The sequence below is a fragment of the Pseudoalteromonas sp. G5_S1_54_S4 genome (genome assembly GCF_054968565.1).
This window is the reverse complement of the sequence record NZ_JBQKUL010000007.1, coordinates 89,267-111,196: the sequence shown is the minus strand read 5'-3', so window position 1 is coordinate 111,196 and position 21,930 is coordinate 89,267. Positions and strand designations below refer to the sequence as shown.

Annotated in this window: 18 protein-coding genes and 1 other annotated feature (1 of these 19 running past the window's edge); of the genes, 11 read left to right on the top strand and 7 right to left on the bottom strand. The window is 40.8% G+C overall.

Annotation, left to right across the window (positions count from 1 at the left end):
- Window positions 1–45 precede the first annotated feature (45 nt).
- The gene (locus ACTRWE_RS05015; RefSeq protein WP_036956874.1) at window positions 46–2,286 is read left to right on the top strand and encodes a sensor domain-containing protein; all 2,241 of its coding nucleotides are present in this window, start codon (window positions 46–48) and stop codon (window positions 2,284–2,286) included.
- On the opposite strand, the gene ACTRWE_RS05010 is transcribed toward ACTRWE_RS05015, so the two are convergent.
- The gene (locus tag ACTRWE_RS05010; protein ID WP_024602809.1) at window positions 2,283–2,477 is read right to left on the bottom strand and encodes a hypothetical protein; all 195 of its coding nucleotides are present in this window, start codon (window positions 2,475–2,477) and stop codon (window positions 2,283–2,285) included. The genes ACTRWE_RS05015 and ACTRWE_RS05010 overlap by 4 nt on opposite strands.
- Before the next feature lie 174 nt (window positions 2,478–2,651).
- On the bottom strand, window positions 2,652–3,224 hold the full coding sequence (gene efpL, locus ACTRWE_RS05005; protein ID WP_024602810.1) for an elongation factor P-like protein EfpL: 573 nt from the start codon (window positions 3,222–3,224) through the stop codon (window positions 2,652–2,654).
- A gap of 193 nt (window positions 3,225–3,417) precedes the next feature.
- On the opposite strand from efpL, the gene ACTRWE_RS05000 reads away from it, so the two are divergent.
- Window positions 3,418–3,804 carry an MmcQ/YjbR family DNA-binding protein gene (locus ACTRWE_RS05000; RefSeq protein WP_013464512.1) on the top strand — a complete coding sequence of 129 codons (387 nt, stop codon included), beginning with the start codon at window positions 3,418–3,420 and terminating at the stop codon, window positions 3,802–3,804.
- Window positions 3,805–3,914: 110 nt separating this feature from the next.
- Here the strand turns inward: ACTRWE_RS05000 and fadJ are convergent, their stop codons facing one another.
- Together fadJ and fadI are read right to left on the bottom strand one after the other, a co-directional pair.
- Complete coding sequence (gene fadJ, locus ACTRWE_RS04995) at window positions 3,915–6,107, bottom strand: fatty acid oxidation complex subunit alpha FadJ (protein WP_248474300.1); 2,193 nt, start codon at window positions 6,105–6,107, stop codon at window positions 3,915–3,917.
- Window positions 6,107–7,417: an acetyl-CoA C-acyltransferase FadI gene (gene fadI, locus ACTRWE_RS04990; RefSeq protein WP_013464510.1), complete on the bottom strand. Its 1,311-nt coding sequence runs from the start codon at window positions 7,415–7,417 to the stop codon at window positions 6,107–6,109. The genes fadJ and fadI overlap by 1 nt, the downstream gene beginning before the upstream one ends.
- A 330-nt stretch (window positions 7,418–7,747) precedes the next feature.
- On the opposite strand from fadI, the gene ACTRWE_RS04985 reads away from it, so the two are divergent.
- From ACTRWE_RS04985 to ACTRWE_RS04950, 8 genes are read left to right on the top strand one after another with little or no spacing between them, the layout of a single operon-like run.
- Complete coding sequence (locus ACTRWE_RS04985; protein WP_248474299.1) at window positions 7,748–8,704, top strand: AAA family ATPase; 957 nt, start codon at window positions 7,748–7,750, stop codon at window positions 8,702–8,704.
- 3 nt (window positions 8,705–8,707) lie between these two features.
- Window positions 8,708–9,652: a DUF58 domain-containing protein gene (locus tag ACTRWE_RS04980; RefSeq protein WP_290155643.1), complete on the top strand. Its 945-nt coding sequence runs from the start codon at window positions 8,708–8,710 to the stop codon at window positions 9,650–9,652.
- A gap of 3 nt (window positions 9,653–9,655) precedes the next feature.
- Window positions 9,656–10,090, top strand: a complete 435-nt coding sequence (locus ACTRWE_RS04975) for a DUF4381 domain-containing protein (RefSeq protein ID WP_013464506.1) — start codon at window positions 9,656–9,658, stop codon at window positions 10,088–10,090.
- Window positions 10,083–11,066, top strand: coding sequence for a vWA domain-containing protein (locus tag ACTRWE_RS04970; RefSeq protein WP_028835374.1), 984 nt, complete (start codon window positions 10,083–10,085; stop codon window positions 11,064–11,066). Before ACTRWE_RS04975 ends, ACTRWE_RS04970 begins: the two co-directional genes overlap by 8 nt.
- Window positions 11,066–12,961 carry a vWA domain-containing protein gene (locus ACTRWE_RS04965; RefSeq protein ID WP_290155638.1) on the top strand — a complete coding sequence of 632 codons (1,896 nt, stop codon included), beginning with the start codon at window positions 11,066–11,068 and terminating at the stop codon, window positions 12,959–12,961. Before ACTRWE_RS04970 ends, ACTRWE_RS04965 begins: the two co-directional genes overlap by 1 nt.
- Complete coding sequence (locus ACTRWE_RS04960; protein WP_350654485.1) at window positions 12,955–14,601, top strand: BatD family protein; 1,647 nt, start codon at window positions 12,955–12,957, stop codon at window positions 14,599–14,601. The genes ACTRWE_RS04965 and ACTRWE_RS04960 overlap by 7 nt, the downstream gene beginning before the upstream one ends.
- A 54-nt stretch (window positions 14,602–14,655) precedes the next feature.
- Window positions 14,656–15,213 carry a sigma-70 family RNA polymerase sigma factor gene (locus ACTRWE_RS04955; RefSeq protein ID WP_013464502.1) on the top strand — a complete coding sequence of 186 codons (558 nt, stop codon included), beginning with the start codon at window positions 14,656–14,658 and terminating at the stop codon, window positions 15,211–15,213.
- The gene (locus tag ACTRWE_RS04950) at window positions 15,213–15,965 is read left to right on the top strand and encodes a DUF3379 family protein (protein WP_028835377.1); all 753 of its coding nucleotides are present in this window, start codon (window positions 15,213–15,215) and stop codon (window positions 15,963–15,965) included. Before ACTRWE_RS04955 ends, ACTRWE_RS04950 begins: the two co-directional genes overlap by 1 nt.
- A gap of 151 nt (window positions 15,966–16,116) precedes the next feature.
- On the opposite strand, the gene ACTRWE_RS04945 is transcribed toward ACTRWE_RS04950, so the two are convergent.
- Both ACTRWE_RS04945 and ACTRWE_RS04940 read right to left on the bottom strand, forming a co-directional pair.
- Window positions 16,117–17,307: an amino acid aminotransferase gene (locus tag ACTRWE_RS04945; RefSeq protein WP_008464755.1), complete on the bottom strand. Its 1,191-nt coding sequence runs from the start codon at window positions 17,305–17,307 to the stop codon at window positions 16,117–16,119.
- A 78-nt stretch (window positions 17,308–17,385) separates the two neighbouring features.
- A complete protein-coding gene (locus ACTRWE_RS04940; protein ID WP_013464500.1) occupies window positions 17,386–18,045 on the bottom strand; it encodes a GAF domain-containing protein in 660 nt (219 codons plus the stop codon).
- Between the two features lie 247 nt (window positions 18,046–18,292).
- On the opposite strand from ACTRWE_RS04940, the gene ACTRWE_RS04935 reads away from it, so the two are divergent.
- Complete coding sequence (locus ACTRWE_RS04935; RefSeq protein WP_008464752.1) at window positions 18,293–18,622, top strand: SUI1 family translation initiation factor; 330 nt, start codon at window positions 18,293–18,295, stop codon at window positions 18,620–18,622.
- Window positions 18,623–18,637: 15 nt separating this feature from the next.
- Here ACTRWE_RS04935 and ACTRWE_RS04930 read toward each other — a convergent pair whose 3' ends face one another.
- Entirely contained in the window at window positions 18,638–21,640 is a 3,003-nt protein-coding gene (locus ACTRWE_RS04930; RefSeq protein ID WP_262976136.1) for a bifunctional diguanylate cyclase/phosphodiesterase, read from the bottom strand.
- A gap of 189 nt (window positions 21,641–21,829) precedes the next feature.
- Window positions 21,830–21,930: a sequence feature (Phe leader region), on the top strand (it continues 22 nt past the right edge of the window).

The window sequence follows — 21,930 nt, the reverse complement described above, 5'->3', positions numbered from 1 at the left end:
CTCGCGCTTGATTTAGATTGTCTTTTGTTAATAAGAAGTAAGACAATGAAAAAAATAAAAATAATAAAATACATTCTATTGTTGGCCACTTTGGCCACAGCCTACTCTGCGAGTGCATTCGAGTCATCGTTTAACTTGAATTTAAATGCGCTAGTCGTTAGCGTGTGCGCAATAATGTCGTTAGTTGTGGTTTACTTGTTAACGGTTGTTCACTCACTCAAGCGTTCACACTCTCAATTACAGCTTTCTGAAAAACGGTTAAAAAGTACCGTAGAAGGCAGTGGTGATACTCTATGGGATTGGAATATCAAAACCGGTAAAGTTATTCGTATCAATGACAAATACGTGATGAATAGTAATAACCTAGTAGAATTTCCACCGAATAAAAGCTTGATCCACCCCCGCGATTTAACCCATGTTGATTACCTACTAAAAAAACACTTTGCCGAAGAAAGTACTTTTTTTGAAGCAACTTATCGTATTAAAGACAGCTTTGGTAAATGGCACTGGGTGCTCGACCGCGGAAAAATCATTGAAAAAGACGCTAACCTAAGCCCACTGCGAATGACTGGCACAGTCAGAGATATCTCGCAGTTAAAATCAACGGAAGATCGACTTAACTTATTTGCAAAATGTGTTGAGTCACTCACTGATGCGCTGGCCATTTATGATAAAGACTTTAGGCTTGTGGATATTAATCCAAGCTTTTTAACTTTGTTTGGCGGCGTACGCGAGCAATACCTAAAGAAAGAGTTTCATTTAGCCGGTTACGACAAAAGCTATATAGAATCTATAAAAAATACCGTTAGAAAGCACGAACATATTCAAGAAGAAGTAAAGCTTCGCAATAGCGATCATGCTCTGCTGCCATTTGAAATCTCAATAGACGAAATTAAAAACGCACAAAATCAAATAACCAATTATGTGGTGGTGTATTCAGATTTAACCGAACGTAAAAAGACCGAATCTGAACTGAATAATTTATCAAACAGAGATCGCACCACCAGCTTACCCAACCGTAATTTGTTTTTTTCTGACTTACAAAAACTTGCAAAGCAGCATTCTCATCATGCATTACTCGTATTTGATTTAGATAACTTTAAAAAGATAAACGACTCATTAGGCCATCAATTAGGTGATAGTTTACTGGCAAAGCTTGCTATGCGTTTAAATAAGCTCACCCGTGAAAATGACGTATTTTATCGCCTTGGCGGCGATGAATTTGCGCTAGTAATGTCAAACACCAACGATATTCTCACTATCACTCGCATGGCTAAACAGTTTTTGGCGGCCATAGCTACACCATTTAAAATGGCAGGCCATGAACTTGCTATCACCTCAAGCGTTGGTATAGTGTTGTTTCCCGAAGATGGTAACACCCCCGAAATACTATTAAAGAACGCCGATACTGCGATGTATCATGCTAAAAAGAAAGGCAATAGCTACCTGTTCTTTAATGACACCATGAACCGCCAAGCAGTAAAACGACTGCAAATAGAAAACCTAATGCGCTTTGGCTTAAAAGAAGATCATTTTGAGGTGTATTACCAGCCTAAAATGAATATTCGTACTGGTAAGCTTGCTGGAATGGAAGCGTTGGTACGTTTTATTACCCCGAAAAAGGGGGTTATTAGCCCAGGGGTATTTATTCCAATTGCCGAAGAAACAGGGCAAATTATTGAAATTGGTGAAGTAGTTTTAAACAAAGCTTGTCGCGATGTAAAACAGTGGTTAGATGCAGGCTTATTTAATGCCCGTGTTGCTGTTAACTTATCAGCAAAACAATTTAGCCTACCCGATCTAACCTCGCGCATAGATGTGATTTTACAAAAAAATGAACTGCCCTCGTACTTTTTAGAGCTTGAGATAACTGAAGGCACCGTAATGGACGATCCACAAGAAGCCATTGCGATTATGCGCTCTTTAAGTGCCCGTGGTATTCACTTAGCAATGGATGACTTTGGTACCGGCTATTCATCACTTGCGTATTTAAAGCAGTTTCCACTCAATACGCTTAAGGTAGATAAAGCCTTTATCGATGATATGAAGACTGAACGTGGCCGCAATATGGTGGACTCTATCGTCACTATTGCGCATAACCTTGATTTGCATGTAGTTGCCGAAGGGGTGGAGCAAGCGTCACAAATAAGCATACTTGAAGAGCTAAACTGTGAAACACTGCAGGGTTATTACTACTCTAAACCACTCTCAAAAGATGAATTTACTGCGTTTTTAAAACAACAACAAAGCCAATCAAAACTCAGTTTAATTAGAGCGACCAGTTAAGCACGCCATAGACACGCATTTACACCTATATTGCGTATCAATGCACGTCGATAATGCATATTAAACAAGCACCAAGCAACAGGACCAAACACGCCACCTAAAAATAACCAGCGTTTAACAGGCATGCCCTTTTTAATGGTTTCTAAATACATAAGCGCTATAAATACACCGCTAAGCAAAATAAATAACACCACTACCTCAACTTGCTCAAAAATAAGGTGCGTATAATAGCGTTAAATTGGCTAAATTTGAAGCAACGCATGCTGCTAATCAGCAATAATGCTTAATCAATTTGAGGGGCAAATCAGACGCAAAAAAGCCGAGCAACTTAAATACTCGGCTAATCATCATAGATTTATAGCGGCTTACTTGTCAGCACGGCCCATAAACTTATGCTCTGCGGTATTAATACGGATGCGATCGCCCGTAGAAATATGCTCTGGCACTTGAATAGTTAAGCCGGTTGATAAACGAGCAGGCTTTGAACGCGCGCTGGCTGAAGCCCCCTTAATTGAAGGGTCGGTTTCCTCAACTACAAGTTCAACACTTGAAGGAAGATCAAGCCCAACTGGCGCACCATCAATCACAATAACATGCACGCCTTGGGTCTCTTCGTTAACAAACTGAATCTCTTCAGCTATGGCGTCTTTAGCCAAGTTGTAAGGCGTGTAGTCTTCATTATCCATAAAGACATACTCATCGCCATCAATGTACGACAGCATGGCTTCACGACGGGTTAAATCAGCAAGGTTAAGCATGTCGCTGTCTTTAAATGTTTCGTCAACTTTGCTACCCGTGACCACATCGTATAAACGCATACGGTATAAACTACCACCGGCACGACCTTGTGGTACAGAACGTACGATATCTTTTACTACTAATACACGGCCATTAAAGTCAATAGCCGTCCCTTTTTTAACATCACTTGCCTTTGGCATGGGTGAATTCCTATTGTTTTTTTGATTGCGAGAAACATACCACGAAACTGATTTTGTTCAACAATAAAGTGATATGATTAGCTTCTTACTTCGTACTGACTTATAAATCTGTAATTTAGACTTAAACTCGTGTTATCTAGTGGCAAAAAGCTGCTATGGTTAAGTTATCGATTATGACCTCAAGGAATGGCTCATGAACCAACAAACTGTACATACCTATTTAATGAACAAGCCGTTAGTTAAACTAACCCAGCCTTTTGCTAAAGATGTTGATGTGTATAAAGTAAATCATAAAATGTTTGCCACTCTTGCACTTAGCAATGAGGGTGAAACCGACGAAAATGGCGAGCCTATTTGGTGGCTAAACTTAAAGTGCGATCCTGATGAGGCGCAATCATTACGAGATATTTTCCCTGCCGTTATTCCTGGTTATCATATGAATAAACGCCTTTGGAATACCGTGATTTTAGATGGCTCAGTACCACAGGGTGAAATTGAGCGTATGATTGATAACTCGTTTAATTTGGTGGTCGACAACATGCCTGATAAAGATAAAAAGGCCATTGAAGCGTTACTGTAAATAAGCGTCCAGACGCAACTTTTACCAATTCGATTGATTAAGTATTATTGTTGATTATCGAACACAAAAAAGCCGCATAATTTGCGGCTTTTTTACGTTAACTTAAAACATTAATCTTTCTGTTCAGTCGTCTCATTTGGAGTGTCAGTTGATTTATCATCACCTTGCGCTATCTCAATTTCAGCTTTTTTAGCGGCTGTAGTGTAAAACTTATCGCCCTTGTCAGCCATTGCAAGTAAAGTATCACAAGGTGTAAAAATAGCGTTGCTGTTAGCCAGAGTAGACATATCAGAGCTTATTTTACCTGCGCCTAATTTATCCATGTAGCTAAACGGGCCACCTAGGAATGGTGGGAAACCAATACCAAAAATAGCACCAATATCACCATCACGCGGGCTGGCAATAATACCGTCATCTAAACAGCGAACGGCCTCATTAAGCATTTGTGAGATACAACGCTTAGCAATTTCGTTTTTATTTAAACGTGGAGCTGGGGTTACACCCAGTAGCTCGTAGACTGACTCATCAACCTTTTTGCCTTTCTTGTCGTATTCATAAAAACCACGACCCGTTTTACGGCCTAAGCGTTTTGAATCAATCATACGTGAGAAAGCATCTGGGCCTTTAAAACGCTCACCGAGTTCTTTTTCAAGAATTGGCGCGATTTTAGAACCAATATCAATACCGACTTCATCAAGCAGTGCCAACGGCCCTACTGGAAAACCAAACTCAACTAAGGCTGCGTCAATTTTTTCAATTGGCTCACCGGCAAGCATTAAGTTTGCCGCCTCATTCAGGTATGGCGCTAAAATACGGTTAACATAAAAACCAGCCATATCTTTTACCACAATTGGCGTTTTACCTTGCTTACGCGCAAAGTTAACTACACGAGCAATCGTTTCTTTTGAGGTGCCTTCGTGAGGAATAATTTCTACCAGTGGCATTTTCTCTACTGGTGAGAAATAATGTAAACCAATTACATTTTCAGGACGCGCTGCTTTAGCTGCAATTTGCGAAATAGGTAATGATGAGGTATTACTGGCAAAAATGGTGTTTGCTTGGCAATGCTGCTCTACATCAGCAACCATACCTTGCTTCAGTTCTAAGTCTTCAAATACTGCTTCTATCACTAAATCTATGTGTTTAAAACCGCTGTAATCGGTAGTGCCGGTTATACGGTTCATCGTTAACTGCATATCGGCTTTAGACATAATACGGCGTTTAAGACGCTTATCTAAAATTTTGTAAGTGTAGTTCATGGCATTACTTATGCCCTGCTCTGCCACATCTTTAATACGGACCGGCAATTTAGCTTTGACCGCACTCACATGGGCAATACCTGCGCCCATTAAGCCACCACCTAACACGGCAGTTTTACTAATCGCGGGAGCATCATCGTTGCGCCATTCTTTTTTCATTTCAGTGGTTGCAAAGAAAATACCGCGAAGTGCTTTAGACTCATCACTCATTACTAACGTAGCAAAGCCTTCGGCTTCGGTTTTATACGCTTTCATTTCATCAAGCTCTACGCTTGCACGAACCGCTTTAATAATCGCAAGCGGCGCTGGGTAGTGACCACCTGTTTTTTTAAGTACGTTTTCATTAGCTTTTTTAAAGATAAAGTTACGACCAAACGGGTTTGATTCTAATAACTTGCTGACCTTATCAAGTTTAGGCTCTTTAGCTTGTGGCTTTTTCTTCGCCGCAAACTCTTTGGCCACTTTTAGCAGTACGCTTTGTGGAACACAATCATCCAATACACCGGCTTTTTTAGCTTGTTTTGGACGAATTTGCTTACCAGTTAGCATCCACTCAAGGGCTTTTTGAATACCCACGATTTTAGTTAAGCGTTGTGTACCACCACCGCCAGGCAATAAACCTAGTTGTACTTCTGGTAAACCAATTTTAGTTAAATCGCTATCTGTACCTACGCGGTAATCACAGGCTAAAGCAAACTCTAAACCACCACCTAAAGCAGGGCCATGTATAGCACTAACCGTGGTATACGGTAGTTTTTTCATATCAAAAAATGCTTGATGGCATAATTCGCTGATAGCTAATGCATCTTCGCGTTTTTCAACACCGTCTAACATTTTTACATCAGCACCGGCAATGAAGTTATCACTTTTGCCACTAATAAATACCATACCCTTAACAGCATGCTCTTTAGCCTGTGCTAATAATGCTTTTAAATCGTCAGCAAAGCTGTCACGCAGGGTATTCATTTTTTCACCCGGCACATCAATGGTTACCACGGCTATTTTGTTATCATCAACCGTTAAATTAAATACTGAATCTGTCATTACGCACTCTCCAATACAAAGGCTGCACCTAAACCACCCGCAGCACAGGCAGTCGTTAACGCTAAACCACCGCCACGACGCTTAAGCTCGTATAAGCTTTGTGTGATTAAACGCGCGCCGGTTGCCGCAAATGGGTGACCATAAGCGAGTGAACCGCCGTTAACGTTAAACTTATCCATGTTAATTTCACCTATGGCTTTATTACGCCCTAAGTGCTCTTGTGCAAATTTATCTGAAGCAAACATTTTCATATTCGCTAAGGTTTGCGATGCAAACGCTTCATGCATTTCTATAAGGTCTAAATCAGCTAACGTAATACCTGCTCTATCAAGCGCGATTGGCGTTGAGTGGGCAGGCCCCATTAGCATGTCTTTTTCTACGCCTATAGCTGAAAACGCAAAACTGCGCACATAACCTAAAATTTCGTAACCCAATGCTTTTGCTTTGCTTTCGCTCATCATTAACACTGCAGCTGCGCCATCGGTTAATGGGGTTGCATTAGCGGCAGTCACAGAGCCGTGCTGACGATCAAATACGGGTTTAAGCTTGGCATAACCTTCAACCGTTGAGTTTTTACGAATATTGTTATCTTCTTCAATAAAGCTTTTATAAGGCGGTAAGTGCGCCGTCATTACTTCATCTTTTAACTTGCCATCTGCCCAAGCTTGAGTTGCTAATGAGTGAGAACGATGTGCTAAAGCATCTTGATCTTCACGGCTAATATTATGGGTTTTAGCCATTTGCTCAGCTGTTTGTCCCATTGATAAACCCGTTGAGTACTCAGCAACCGCTGGCGGCACTGGCAATAAATCTTTTAAACGTAGTTTTGAGAATATTTTTAAACGCTGACCAAGCGTACGTGCTTTGTTTAAATCAACTAAGCTACCCGCTAATTTTTTACTTACACCAATTGGCAATACAGATGATGAATCGGCACCACCGGCAATACCTACGCTCACAGAGCCTGCCATAATTGATTCGGCAACGTTTGCTATCGCTTGAAAACTCGTCGCACAAGCACGCGATACAGAGTACGCATCAACCGATACTGGCATCCCAGTACCCAATACAATTTCACGCGCAATATTTGGCGCTTCTGGCATTTGTACTACTTGCCCAAAAACCAATTGATCGATTTCTGACTTGTCGAAATTTAATCGCTCAAGCATTTCATTAACTACTAGCTTACCCATATCCAATGCTGGTACATGGTGGAACGCAGTCGCTTGCTTAGCAAAAGGAGTACGTAAGCCGCTTACGATGGCAATACGGTCGCCTTTTGGTGTTTTAAGTATGTTTTGCTCAGACATTTATTATTCTCTCCCGCTGACAGGTCAGACCTGTATGTTTTCTCCGATTCTAAACAACCCGTGTGATAAAGCCAATAGATAAAGGTAAATTAATACAAAAGCGCCATTGTAAATCACTACATACATTGTATGAGGGTAATACAATAGGCTTTTTTAGCTGGTTTTACAAAGTTTTATGTTAGGCTAAAAAATCGTTAAAAAATAACGAACTATTTTTAAAAAATCAGTCTAACTCTTGAGTTATCCACTTATAAACCTTATAACTAGCTCAGTATTTGTTACCTAACCAATTTAGGTATTATTTAAGCTGACGAGGACAGTCCACTTATTATGGCAGCTAACGCATTTTCACAATTAAAAACGTATTTAGACACCCAAATTATTGGCCAGCCTGCGCTCACTCAAGCACTATTAATTGCTATACTAGCCGATGGCCATTTATTAGTTGAAGGCCCACCTGGGCTTGCAAAAACACGCGCAGTTAATGCCTTAGCAAGAGGTATTGAAGGCTCGTTTCAGCGTGTTCAGTTTACCCCAGATTTATTACCAGCCGATGTGACCGGCACCGATATTTATCGCCAACAAACCAGTGAGTTTGTATTTGAAAAAGGCCCTTTATTTCATAACCTCATTTTAGCGGACGAAATAAACCGAGCACCGGCAAAAGTACAATCGGCATTATTAGAAGCGATGGCCGAGCGCCAAGTCACGGTAGGCAAAAACACCTATCCACTCAGTGACCTGTTTTTAGTGATGGCAACACAAAACCCGCTTGAGCAAGAAGGTACTTACCCTCTACCAGAAGCGCAATTAGACCGCTTTTTAATGCACTTAAGTATTAATTACCCAGGTGCTGAGCATGAGCTTGATATTTTACGTTTAACCCGTGGTGAAGCACTTAATGATGAAGCCCCAGTGCTTGAGCAAATTTCACAAACCGATTTGTTTGCTGCGCGAAAAGCAATTTTAGGTCTGTATTTGGCCGAGCCATTAGAGCAGTACCTAGTGCAACTGATCATAGCCACTCGAGAAGGTGCAAACTTAGATGAACAACTTGGCCGCTGGATTGAATACGGCGCCAGCCCACGTGCCACGATTGCTTTGGATAAATGTGCCCGCGCTCATGCGTGGTTAAGTGGTCGTGATTTTGTATCACCTGACGATATACAAGCTGTGGTACATAATGTATTGCGCCATCGCATTATTCTAAGTTACGAAGCACAAGCCGATGGTATTACAAAAGATCAGGTTATTAGCCGTATTGTTGAACTAGTCGCAGTACCTTAAGTTATGCAAACACACTTTGATTCTCAGGCATGGCTTAAATTAAGCCATAGCCATGGTGTTAATTTATCGCTTAAAGAGCTGATGTATTATAAAGCAAAAGCGCAACTGCTTGAGCTGGCACCTAAAGTTAGAATAAAAAACACCTTGGCGGGGCAATACCTTGCGCCCCACAAAGGCCGGGGTATGGAATTTGCCGAAGTGCGTCATTATCAAAACGGTGACGATATACGCTCTATTGATTGGCGCGTTACCGCGCGCACAGGCGAAACCCACACTAAACTTTTTCAAGAAGAAAAAGAGCGCCCGGTATTTGTGTTTACTGACTTTTCAAACTCAATGCTATTTGGCTCGCAATTACTGTTAAAATCGGTGCAAGCGGCACATATTAGCGCCTTAGTTGCGTGGTCAGCGTGTCAGCGTGGCGACAGAATTGGCGGTATTGTGTTTAATCAGCACTCGCATTTAGAGCTAAAACCCAGCGCTCGTGAAAAAGCGGTATTAAAACTATGCCATAATTTATGCGATGCGCATCAGCTGGCTCTTGAGAACATTGATAAGCCGGCCGCGAATAATTTTAGCGATAACCTCAAACGTTTAAATCACTTAGCTAAGCCCGGTAGTTTGGTTTATATCGTGTCTGATTTTAACGCCTTGGATGACGCCAGCTTTAAGCAACTTGAACTTTTAGCGCGTCATTGCGAACTGATTGGGTGTCATATTAGCGACCCCTTTGAACATCAATTACCTGCTTTTAAACAAACGGTAACCGTCAGTGCTAATAATCAGCAATTTGCCCTGCCCTTAATGGACAAGAGCTTTAGACAACGATTTGCCAAAAATGCCGAGCACGCATTTAGCGCACGCATTAATCGCTTAACAAAGTCTGGACTCACCCTATTATCATTTGATGCAGCCACTGCGCTGGAACTGCAATTAGTGAGAAAATAAATCATGCAAACCTCTCCACTTGATGGTCTACACGATATTATTGCTCCCACCCAAGTCGACTGGTGGCCACTCGCTCCTGCTTGGTGGGTTGTTATTGCAATTGCTGTGTGTTTATTGTGTAGCTTAATTGTCATAATTTATAAAAATTATCGCTTTAAAAAGCCAAAACGTGATGCCATTGCATTAGCTAATCAACAACAGTCAGCGCAGCAATTGCATGTCATTTTAAAGCGTTTAGTGATCACCTATTACGATCCGCGTTTGGCCGCGCAGTCAACAACGCATTGGTGCAACACATTAAACCAACTTTCAGCTATTGGCTTTACAGAAGAAGAAATTTTAAGCCTATATAACGCTAATCAAACACAGGCAGCACTTAGTGATAAATTTCGCCAAGCCATTAAACAATTTAAACTAAAGGAGCCGCTGCATGTTTGAATTTAGCTGGCCATGGCTGTTTTTATTACTGCCGCTACCTTTAATATTGTTACTATTAAAACCCGCCGCCAATGATGCCAACACGCGTCTGCGCATTCCAAGTTTTGCATCACATAATTTAAGCAATCAAAGCATAGAGCCAAGTGCGCGTAAATTGAATATTATCGAGTGGTTGCTGTGGTTATTATTAGTGACCGCATCAGCAAATCCAACGTGGTTAGATGAGCCCATATCGCTACCCAACGAAGGCCGCGATATAATGCTCGCTGTGGATTTGTCAGGGTCAATGACCGAACAAGACATGGCTTACAATGGCCAATATGTTGACCGTTTAACCATGGTTAAAGCAGTGCTAAGTGACTTTATAGAGCAGCGCCAAGGCGACAGACTCGGCCTTATATTGTTTGGTGATACCGCTTTTTTACAAACCCCATTGACGCGTGATGTGAAAACCGTCAGTAAAATGCTCTCTGAGGCGCAAATTGGTTTAGTAGGACGCGCCACGGCGATTGGTGACGCTTTAGGTTTATCGGTAAAACGCTTTGCCAGTAAAAAAGAAAGTAACCGTATTGTGGTGTTGCTTACAGATGGACAAAACACCGCGGGAAATTTAAACCCAGAAGATGCACTGTTACTTGCCCGTGAAGAAGGTATAAAAGTGTACACCATCGGAGTCGGTTCAGATAACCCGCGCGGCTTTAGTTTATTTAATATGGGCTCTGGGGGCAGTAACCTAGATGAGGGTTTATTGAAAAAAATTGCTGAGCAAACAGGCGGTCTGTATTTTAGAGCAAAAGATGTCGCTGGCCTGCAACAGATTTACGCTGAGCTTGATAAGCTTGAACCAATTAGTGCCGATGAGCAAACCTTTCGCCCACAAACAGCCTTGTTCTATTATCCGTTATTACTGGCCATTTTACTCATAAGTGCAATGGCATTGATAAAAACGGTGCGCGCAATGAAGGAGCCAAACTAATGGATTTTGAATTTATTCGTCCTGCTATTTTATGGCTGTTACTCCCTGCCTCAGGGTTATTTTTTATCGCCTTACTAAAACATAAAAAAACCCAGTCAGCGCCGCTTATTGCGCCGCATTTGGCACCATTTGTAATGAGTGAATCAAACAATAAAGCTCGCCAGCCGCTGTGGCTGGTTGCGTTATTTTGCAATTTAGCGATTATATTTAGTGCAGGGCCAAGCTTTGAAGAGAAACAAGTACCCGTGTTTCAAAGTAAAAGTGCCCGCGTTATTGTCATGGATATGTCCTACTCTATGTATAGCACCGACATTGCTCCCAATCGATTAATGCAATCACGTTTTAAAGCCCTCGATATGGTTGAGCTATTTAAAGAAGGCGATACCGCGTTAGTGGCTTACGCAGGCACTGCCTATACCATTTCACCACTGACCAACGACGCTAAGACTCTTGCCAACCTTATTCCTAGTTTAAGCCCTGAAATTATGCCAGATAAAGGCTCAAACGTACTCGCTGGCTTAGATATGGCACAAGAGCTACTAAGCCAAGCCGGCTACCTCGATGGCGATATTATTTTGATCACCGATGGTATTGAACAACAACAGCAAAGCGATGTAAGCCGTTTTACCAACAGTAGCCAATATCGACTTAATATTTACGGCGTAGGCACAGCGCAAGGAGCTCCTATAAAGTTACCTGAAGGCGGGTTTTTAAAAGATAATTATGGTCAAATTGTGGTGCCAACCCTCAATGCATCATTACTTGAAGGACTTGCAAAAAATAGTGGTGGGCAGTTTGCCGATTATCAGCCAAGCAATAGCGATATTGCCGTTTTTTCACCGCAAGCAAACAGTGAAGTATTAAAAAGTGAAAAACCAAATTTAGCCTTATGGCGAATTGACGCCGGTATTTATGGTTTGCTTATTTTACTGCCTTTAGCTTTGTATTTATTTAGACGTTCTGCATTAGTTAGCGCAGTACTATTACTTAGCTTTTTACCTCAACAAAATGCGCATGCCGCAGAGCTGCCAACCCTGTTTAAAAATACGGATCAACGGGCATTAGAGGCATACAACAACAAAGAGTATCAACAAGCAGCTCAGGCTCGCTCAAGCGCTCTCAAAGGGGCTGCACTTTATCAGCAAGGGCAATTTGATGCTGCCTTGAATGAGTTTAGCCAAGATAAGTCAGCAACCGGTTATTATAACTATGGCAACGCCTTGGCTAAAGCAGGACAATTAGAGGCTGCCATTGACGCGTATAAACAAGCGCAAGTAAAGCAAGATAACTTTAGTGAAGCCGCTGAGAATCAAGCGCTTGTTGAGCAGTTACTGAGTCAACAGCAAGACCAAAAAAATCAGCAAGGCAATGATTCGCAAAATCAAGATGAGCAAAGTCAAGATGATGCAGATAAATCAAAACAAGATCAGCAAAAAAATGGCGAGAAAAACAACGCAGATAAAAGTGAAGAGGGCAGCCAAAATAGTGAGCAACAGCAATCAGATCAGTCCTCGGAACAATCAAAAGATGAACAAGGCCAATCTGGTGAGCAATCAGACAAACAGAATGAGCCTGATATGCAAGCTCAGTCACAAAGCCAACAAAATGAAAATAAAGACCAGAATAAACCGCAGCAAGATGAGCCTCAAAATCAACCTAATGAAATGAGTGAGCAACCGCCCTCTGATGAGCAAAAACAGCAGGCACAGCAACAAGCCATGCAAGCACAAGCCGCTGAGCTCACTAATGAAGAAAAAGAAAAAGCACAGCAACTAAATCAGTTATTAAGAAAAGTGCCCGACGATCCCGCTATTTTATTAAGAAACAAAATGCAATTAGAAGCCCAAAAAAGACAATATCAACGTCGTCCAACAGGAGTAGAAAAATCATGGTAATGCGATTATTTTGCTGTTTATTGCTATTAACTGCCATGCCATTAATGGCCGCCACCACTTTGGAGGCAAGCGTTGATAAAAACCCAGTATTAGCGGGTGAATTTTTTATGCTTAATATTAGCATTGATGATTCAATAAAAGGGCAACAACCCGACACCTCAGCATTATTAAAAGATTTTGTAGTCGGCCCTATGAGCTTAAGTAGCCGCACTAACATTATTAATGGCAGTATAAAAAAACAAACCTCTTGGTCTGTTAAACTAATGACCCGCAAGGCGGGTGAATACACCATTCCCAGTTTTAGTGTTGCAGGGCTAAACTCGCAACCAATTAGTTTATCGGTTAAAGAGCGCAGCAGCGACGCAGATAAAAATAACGATATATTTTTAAAAACCTCACTCTCAAACAACAGCTTATTTGTGCAAGAGGCTGGCGTTTACACCATTAAGCTTTACTTAGCCAAAGAGCTTCTTGATGGCAGCTTAAGTGCGCCAAGTATGGAAGATGCCCAACTTACCCAACTCGGTAAACAAAGCGAAGATTATGAACTGGTTAACGGTAAACGTTATTTAGTGATCACCCGTAATTATTTAATTCAGCCCCAAAAAAGTGGCGCATACACTATTGCAGCTCCCGTTTTTCAGGGGCGTATTCAGCAAAACTATCGTCAATTGGAAGTGTCAGCGCTTGGCGATGAGCAGCAAATTGAAATTAAACCTATCCCTGAAAACTATCAAGGAGACTGGTTACCCAGTGAACTGGTGAGCTTAACCGAGCAATGGCAGCCAGAGGATAATACCGTTGAAGCCGGTACGCCAATAACACGTACAATTATGCTCACCGCGCTAGGGGTGACTAAAGAGCAGTTACCCGAAATTGATATGCCTACTATTAATGGTATTCGCAGCTACCCTGATGAAAAAGAAACCAATAATGCGGTACGCGATGGCCGAGTGGTATCACAGCAAACGGCCTCGTATGCGCTACTGCCACAAACACCTGGCACTTACACATTGCCTGAAATTAGCCTGCCTTGGTATAACACCAAAATGAATCGAATTAGTTACGCGACCTTACCTGAGCGCACTATTACAGTAACACCCAGTACAACAGCGCCAGTGCAAACGCTTAATCCGCCAGCTGAAAACAATCTAAGTAATACTATGGCAGAGTCAACGGAGCAAGCAGTTACAGTGCAACAGCAAACTGCCACACCACTGTGGCTAATTATTGTGGCCGCACTTGGTTATGTTTTATGGATTGCGACGGTGATTTTTTACTTTATTAAACGCCCAACTAAAGAAGTGCAACAAGCGGCTCAAACAACTAATAAAACAAATCAACAACCATCTTTAAAAGCCCTGCTGGTATTAGCTAAAAGCCATGACGAAAAAGCATTTTACGATGCGCTTAATCAGTATGCGCTAACCCTTACAGGTAAAAAGGTAGGGGCGCTATCCCATTTATGCGCTATGATAAACAACTCGCAGTTCACCGCGCAGGTAAACAATTTACAAGCACAGTTGTACAGTAAGCAAACGGCTAGCGCCAACTTAGACGCTATAGTTAGCATGTTAAAGGCACATCAATCGCAAACAGCTAAGCCTTCATCACCTGCGTTAAAAGAGCTGTATTCTTGATCTCAATTGTATTTTGCTTTTTTGACCTATAATAATTTTAACTAAAAAGTGCTTATGTTTGGAAATAAAAAATCGAATGATCGGGTCTTACTAAATATGGCTGAAAAACAACAACGCTACGAAGCCCTGGTTCACGTTTATCATAAGGAACTCTATCGCTTCGCTTACTGGTTATGTAACGATCCGAATATTGCAGATGACTTAGTGCAAGAAACCTTTTTACGTGCTTGGCGATCGCTTGACTCGTTACTCGATCAAAAAGCAGCTAAGCCATGGTTGCTAACAATTTTAAGACGCGAAAATGCGAGGCGCTTTGAGCGCAAGCAATTTGATTACAGTGATGTAGATAACGACACGCTAGTGGATCAAACCAGTCATTCTTTAGATGATGAAATGGAGCAAACCGTTATTCAACGGCAAATTTCGTTGTTGGCCGATGAATACAAAGAGCCGCTACTATTACAAGTGGTTATGGGCTGCTCTGGGGATGAAATTGCAGACATACTCGATTTAAACAAAAATACGGTTATGACACGTTTATTTCGAGCAAAAAATCAACTTAAAGAGGCACTAAGCCGTGATGATGAACAACTTAAAGGGGCATCAAAATAATGGATGAACTTGAGTTTCGTCGCCGCACGATTGCACAGCCAAACGAGCTAGACAAAGAACTACTGGAATTTGCAAACAGCAGTCCCGATAGACAACAATTTTTAAATGAAAACAAAACATTTGATAAGCAACTTAATGATGCGCTTGATATTCCTGTGCCTGACAACCTTGCTGAACGGATTATTTTAAACACCTCGTTAAAAGAAAAAGCCAGAAAAGATGAGCTTGAACAAAAAGACAACGTTATTGATTCACGCTCACGCTTTAAGTTTGACCGTGTATATTTGGCGTTCGCTGCTTCATTTGTGATTGCGGTAAGTGCGTTTATGTTTAGCACAGAGCAAAACTTGAATCATGCGGCTGGCGAGCATGCATTGGCGCATGTTTATCATGAACTTAACGCGTTAAATAAAACTCAACCTATCAGCTTACAAACAGTCAATGAAAAGCTGGCTTTACTTGGCGGTCAACTTAATGATTTACCTGGGAAAGTTACTTATGTTAACTTTTGCGATTTTCAAGGCGAGAAAGGCATCCATTTAGTGTTTGAATCGGACTTTGGCCCTATGACCGTGTTTATTGTCCCTAGTGATAACAAAGTCTTTGAAATTGGCTCGGGTGACTTTAGTGACTCTCGCTATGTAGGCCATATAAGCCGAGGAAAACAAGCTGATACTGTACTAATAGCAAGCCTAGGCTCACCGGTTGATATGTATAATGAACGTATTGCAGGCGCTATTCGCTGGCTGTAATACCAATTTGTATAAATATTTGAACAATTTAACGAATTAAACTCCCTTATATCTAAGCAGATTGATATAAGGGGATAGGTATTACAAACAATAAAAAAACCGCAACGAGTGTGCGGTTTTTTATTGCTAATAAGCTAAAACTTATTATTGGTTACTTACATACATCAGCAACAGCGTTAGCAAAGTAATCGATGTTTGCTTGACTAATTCCCGCTACGTTTACACGGCTAGAGCCCACAATATAAATACCGTAGTCTTTTTGTAGACGCTCGATTTGCTCTTTATTAATACCTAAGAAAGAGAACATACCGTGTTGGCGGTCTATAAATGAGAAGTCTTGAGCAATGTCTTTGGCTGCAAGGCTGTCTTTAATTAAACTACGTAAACCATTAATACGGTTACGCATTTCATCAAGTTCACTGTGCCATAACTGCGTTAACTCTGTGCTGCTTAAAATGGTGTTTACAATGTCTGCACCGTGCGCTGGCGGCATAGAATAAATGCTACGTACCACACTTAATAATACCGAGTTTGAAATATCAGCGGTTGCACTGTCTTTTGCAATAATTGAACACGCACCAATACGCTCACGGTATAAGCCAAAGTTTTTAGAACATGATGAACAAATGATCAACTCTTCAACCGCATTGGCTAAAATACGTAAACCATTGGCATCTTCTTCTAAAGAAGAACCAAAACCTTGGTATGCAATATCAATCAATGGCGTAAAGCCCACATCTTTTGCAAGTTCAGCAATAGTATTCCATTGTGTTTCGTTTAAATCCATACCACTTGGGTTGTGACAACATGCATGTAATAACACAACATCGCCCTTAGGCACCTGTGTTAATGTTTCAACCATTTCATCAAACAATAAATCTTTGTTTTCGTAGTCGTAGTATGGGTATTCTTTTACAGTTAAGCCTGCAGCTTCAAATAAGCTAATGTGGTTAGCCCACGTTGGGTTAGTAACCCATACAGTAGCGCCTGGATTACAACGTACAATAAATTCTGCTGCAACACGAAGTGCGCCTGTACCACCAGGTGCTTGTGCTGTGCGTACGCGATTAGCTAATAATGCTGGGTGCTCACCAAGAAGAAGATTTTCCATTTGTTGACAGTAATCTAAGTTACCAGCAAGACCAATGTAAGATTTGCTCATTTCATTTTCTAAACGAAACGCTTCTGCTTTTTTTACTGACTTTAATACTGGGGTATTCCCCTGCTCGTCTTTATATACACCAACCCCTAAGTCAATCTTATTAGGGTTAGTATCTTGCTTATAGGCCGCCATAAGGCCAAGAATAGGGTCTGTTGGTAATGGTTTTAATACTGAGAACATTGACTATCTCTTCGTTATTTAGGGGTTAGCTGTTGCGCTAAGCTTAACATAAAAACTCACTCGATTGACCAGTGTTATTTACACTAAAAAGTGAGGAATTTTAATACAGCATGCAATTAATAATGCGAGTGTCGCATTATCAAAAAAATCCGTGCTAAAGGCTTCGCCATCGACAATGCCAATGCACTGCTTTTGCGCATTAAATAGTGGTAAACAGGCCTCTGCTTTTACTTTCGGATCGCAGGTGTAATACTCACCACCCGCGGCTAAATATTGCTCAACATTATTAATGACACGTCCTTTACCACTGAGTGCCACTTGCACATTATTACTGCCGGTTGCAAATTCAGCGGTGAGCGGAAATAAAGGGCGACTCGGTGCACCAAAATAAGCGAGCTTTAATAACTGCTCGCCTTCAGGGGTGGCCGTATTTTGATAGATGCCATACCAATCTAACTGGGTGTTTTCGATTACATAGTCAACAATCAACTGAAGTTGCGCTAACTTTGCCGTTGTTTGCGTATTTTGGCTAACGTAATCGTTTAAATTAAACGGCTCATCTTGCAAGTAGCCGAATAAACTACATGCGCCACCTTCACCGAGTTCTGGAATTTGATACTGCCAACGCACGGCCGGTGCAGCATTGCTATTTAAGTACTGCTCAAGCTTTTCTAGCTCAGCATTAATTAACTGTTGCTCTACATTAAGCTGAGCTTGCTCTAAATAAGAATTTATCATTTGGCCATCCATACATCTATAATGCCGAAATAGTAGCATGGATATTTTTATAGCGCTAGCCAATTTAAAGCGCTTTTTAAAATCCTTAAGCACTTTTATTCATAAGCACTATTGCGGTACTTAAACAGAAGATGTTTATCTTTGCGGGATTAAAAGGTGTTCAGCTTAGGCGCAAAAATTACGCCTTTGCGTCACAAATTTGTTATTATTTAGCCCAATATTAGATTCAATCTTAGATAGGTTATTTATGAGTGATAATCACTTAGTATATTCAACAGCAACAGGGCGAATTGACCAGCCAAAGCCAGAAAAAGAACTGGATGTAAAACTATTTAAAGACGGGTCTATTCGCATAGAGCGTCAAACCAAAGGTCGAAAAGGTAAAGGCGTAATGCTAGTTGTAGGATTAGATCCCCAACAGCACGATTTAAAAAAGTTAGCAAAAACAATAAAAAGTAAGATGGGCCAAGGTGGCGCAGTAAAAGAAGGAGTTATTGAAGTACAAGGTGATGATCGCGATAAGTTAAAGGCGATTTTAGAAGGATTAAAGTTTAAGGTAAAAATTGCGGGTGGTTAACCCGCAATTTTTGTTCTATTCAGGGACTTTTAACGCAGCTAATTGATCAAACAACACAGGGATATCGGCTTCGGCTACGGGCTTACTAAAGTAATAGCCTTGCACAATAAAACAATTATTGTTTTGTAAAAATTCAACTTGCTCTATTGTTTCAACCCCTTCAGCAACCACATCAAGCTTGAGCTTTTGTGCCATCGCAATAATCGCAGCGGTGATCTCCATATCATTATCATCTTCAGGGATATCTTTAACAAACGAGCGGTCAATTTTAAGAATATCAACAGGAAAACGTTTAAGGTAACTCAACGAAGAATAGCCCGTACCAAAATCGTCAATAGAAATTGAAATACCCAGCTTTTTCAATTGATGTAGCTGATCAATAGCCGCCTCAACATTACCCATTAGCATGCTCTCAGTCAGTTCAAGGTGCAGGCTTTTAGCATTAATTTGCGTCTCTATGATTATTTTTTTCAGCATAGGTACTAAGCTTGCGTCTTTAAACTGCCTTGCTGACAGGTTTATCGACATGTTGCTCGCTCTACCTTGTTGCTCTAGTCGTTTAGTGAACTCACATGCTTGTTGTAACACCCACTTACCAAGTTCCACAATTAAACCCGTTGCCTCAGCAATAGGAATAAATTTAGTAGGTGGAATGAATCCCTGCGTAGGATGGAACCAGCGAAGCAATGCTTCATATCCCACTACACTATTATCGCGACAATCAACTTGTGGCTGATAATGCAGTGTGAGTTGCTTTTCTTTAATTGCATGGCGCAACTCATTTTCAAGGAATAATCGCTCATTGGCGGCTGCATTTAGATCTTGGCTGTAAAAGTGGAACGTATTGCGCCCTTTCGCTTTTGCTTCATACATGGCTAAATCGGCATGTTTTAATAACTGATCTTCTTCTAAGCTATCAAATGGCGCCAAGGTAATACCAATACTGGCACTAACAATCACTTCGTTACTACCTAATTTTATTGGCTGATTTAACGTTTTTTGAATGGTGTCAGCGACTTCCGATGCTTCTTTTTGATGCTCAATACCACTGAGTAATACCGCAAACTCATCACCGCCTAAACGGGCTATAGTATCTTCTGCTCGTAAGCGCTGCTTTAAGCGTGTTGCCACTTCAACCAATAGTTGATCGCCTGCATCGTGACCTAAAGTATCGTTAATACGCTTAAATTCATCCAAATCAAAATAAAATAAAGCAAACGAGTAACGCCCTCTTTCAGCAAGCGCCATCGACTTTCTAAGCTGCATTCTAAAGAATGTACGATTAGCAAGCCCGGTTAATGTGTCGAAGTAAGCGAGCTGTTCCATTTTGCGTTGGCTTTCTTTTACAAATGAAATATCTTGCGCTGAAGCAACGTAACTGGTGATTTTTCCACCATCTTCACGAATAGGTGACACACTCAGCGATACCCATATGGGTGGCTTGTTTTGCGCTTCAATAAGGGTATCCCCTCGCCAGTAATTACGGTTGCGCAAATCAATGTCAATATCCTCTACCAGCATGGTCATTTCATTAGCAATAATAGTCAGAAGTGGCTGGCGCAGGAAATCACTTTCTGCAAAGTCGGTCATTTCCAGCATTTTTGGATTAACATATTCAATCACAAAGTTTTCATCAGTGATCACCACACCCGTGCCCGAGAAGGCAACCGCTTTAGACAAGCGATTTGCAGCCTTTTCTGCAATTTCTTTTTCTATTATGCGCTGGTTTAAGCCATCGATGAGTTTGCGGATTTCAATGGTCATATCTTTGAATGAACCATTAAGCGTGCCAATTTCATCTTTGTTTTCTTTTGGAAAATCAATTTCTAACTGACCTTTACCAAAGTTAGTAACCGCATAAACCAGTGAATGTAGGCGTCTTAAAACTAGTTGATAAAGTGCTTGGTGTAATAACAAAGCAACTAAAATGGCATACAGAATAAACAAGCCAAAAAACTTCAGTTTTAAGTCTTTCAGTGCCGATAGTGTAGAAGAGCGCTTTTTATATACGCCCACGTACCAATTTACACCTTCAACTTTATGGATATTTATAATGTAGTCTTCACCATTTAATGAAAACGAGTCGGCATATTCCGGCAATTGTATTTGCCCTGCATTATCAATAACTCGCTTTAGCTCAGGAGAAATAAAATCGCCAGGTAGCAGCTTTTTACCCGCCTCTCCGTATTGTGCATAACTATCGGCTCCTAAATTAGGGTGCGCCAATAGCTGCCCTTGCTTATCGAACACCACTAAGTGTTTTTCTTTTCCGCCAACGGGCAATTGCGATATGAGAGAATCGAGAGAAATATCACTACCCGTAACTCCTAAAAACTCATCATTTTTATAAATAGGTACAATTAAACTAACGACCCACTTATTCCAAACGCCATCGTAATACACTCGTGACCACAGCGGCTCGCGTTGTGGGTTTGTTAACGATTTTGCGTAATTAAAACTTTTGCTTTGATTAAAGGTGTAATCTCCGGGGACATTAAGTGCCCAATTTGGTGGCGCAACACGGATAAAATTATCTTTGGTGATCAGGTAAAAATTATAAAAATCTTGAATTAACGTGGGGGAAATCACTTTCCAAAGCGATTCAGAATCTGCAATTAACTGTTTATAAAAAGGAGAATAAGCATTTTCGGGAATGAACGCCGCAGATAAGCCATCGGCAGATGCGCTGCGCACTGAACCATCATTGGTGACTTGCATAGTCGGGGCATTGTTATTCTTAAATGATAATTGCCCCTCAAATAACTGCTCGCTAACAACAATATTAGCTTGCTCAGCTATTTTAACTTTGGTCGCTATCAAATTATTAAACTGGTTTATTAATAATTCATTTGATTGCTTTAATACCTCATGCTCTTCAAATACAAGCTGTTTCTCTTCTGATTTGAGCATTAATGCAGCCGCACAAATACCTGCAACTAAACAAATGCCAGAGATCAACAGTGATAACTTGACACTGAGTGAGTTTATTCCAAATCGAGATGGAGGGCGTCGATACACAAAAGGCCAACCTTATTTATAATTATTATTTTTGCGAGTAGTAGAAATATACCAGATCTCAAATCAGAATTATAAATTATTTGTAAAGTTTTTAAAAAACAATATGTTTTGTATATATATCAGGTAAAAAACCTATTTAATATAAGTGCTTGTTGACATTAGAGGTTACTCTTCATACATTAAGGGCATGAATATAAAATACTCACTTACTTTCTTATCTTTTTTTAGCTTCTTTATATAGAAGAGGCTTCCCTGTTTGTGAGATAAAATCAATCGAATAGTAAAGCCTC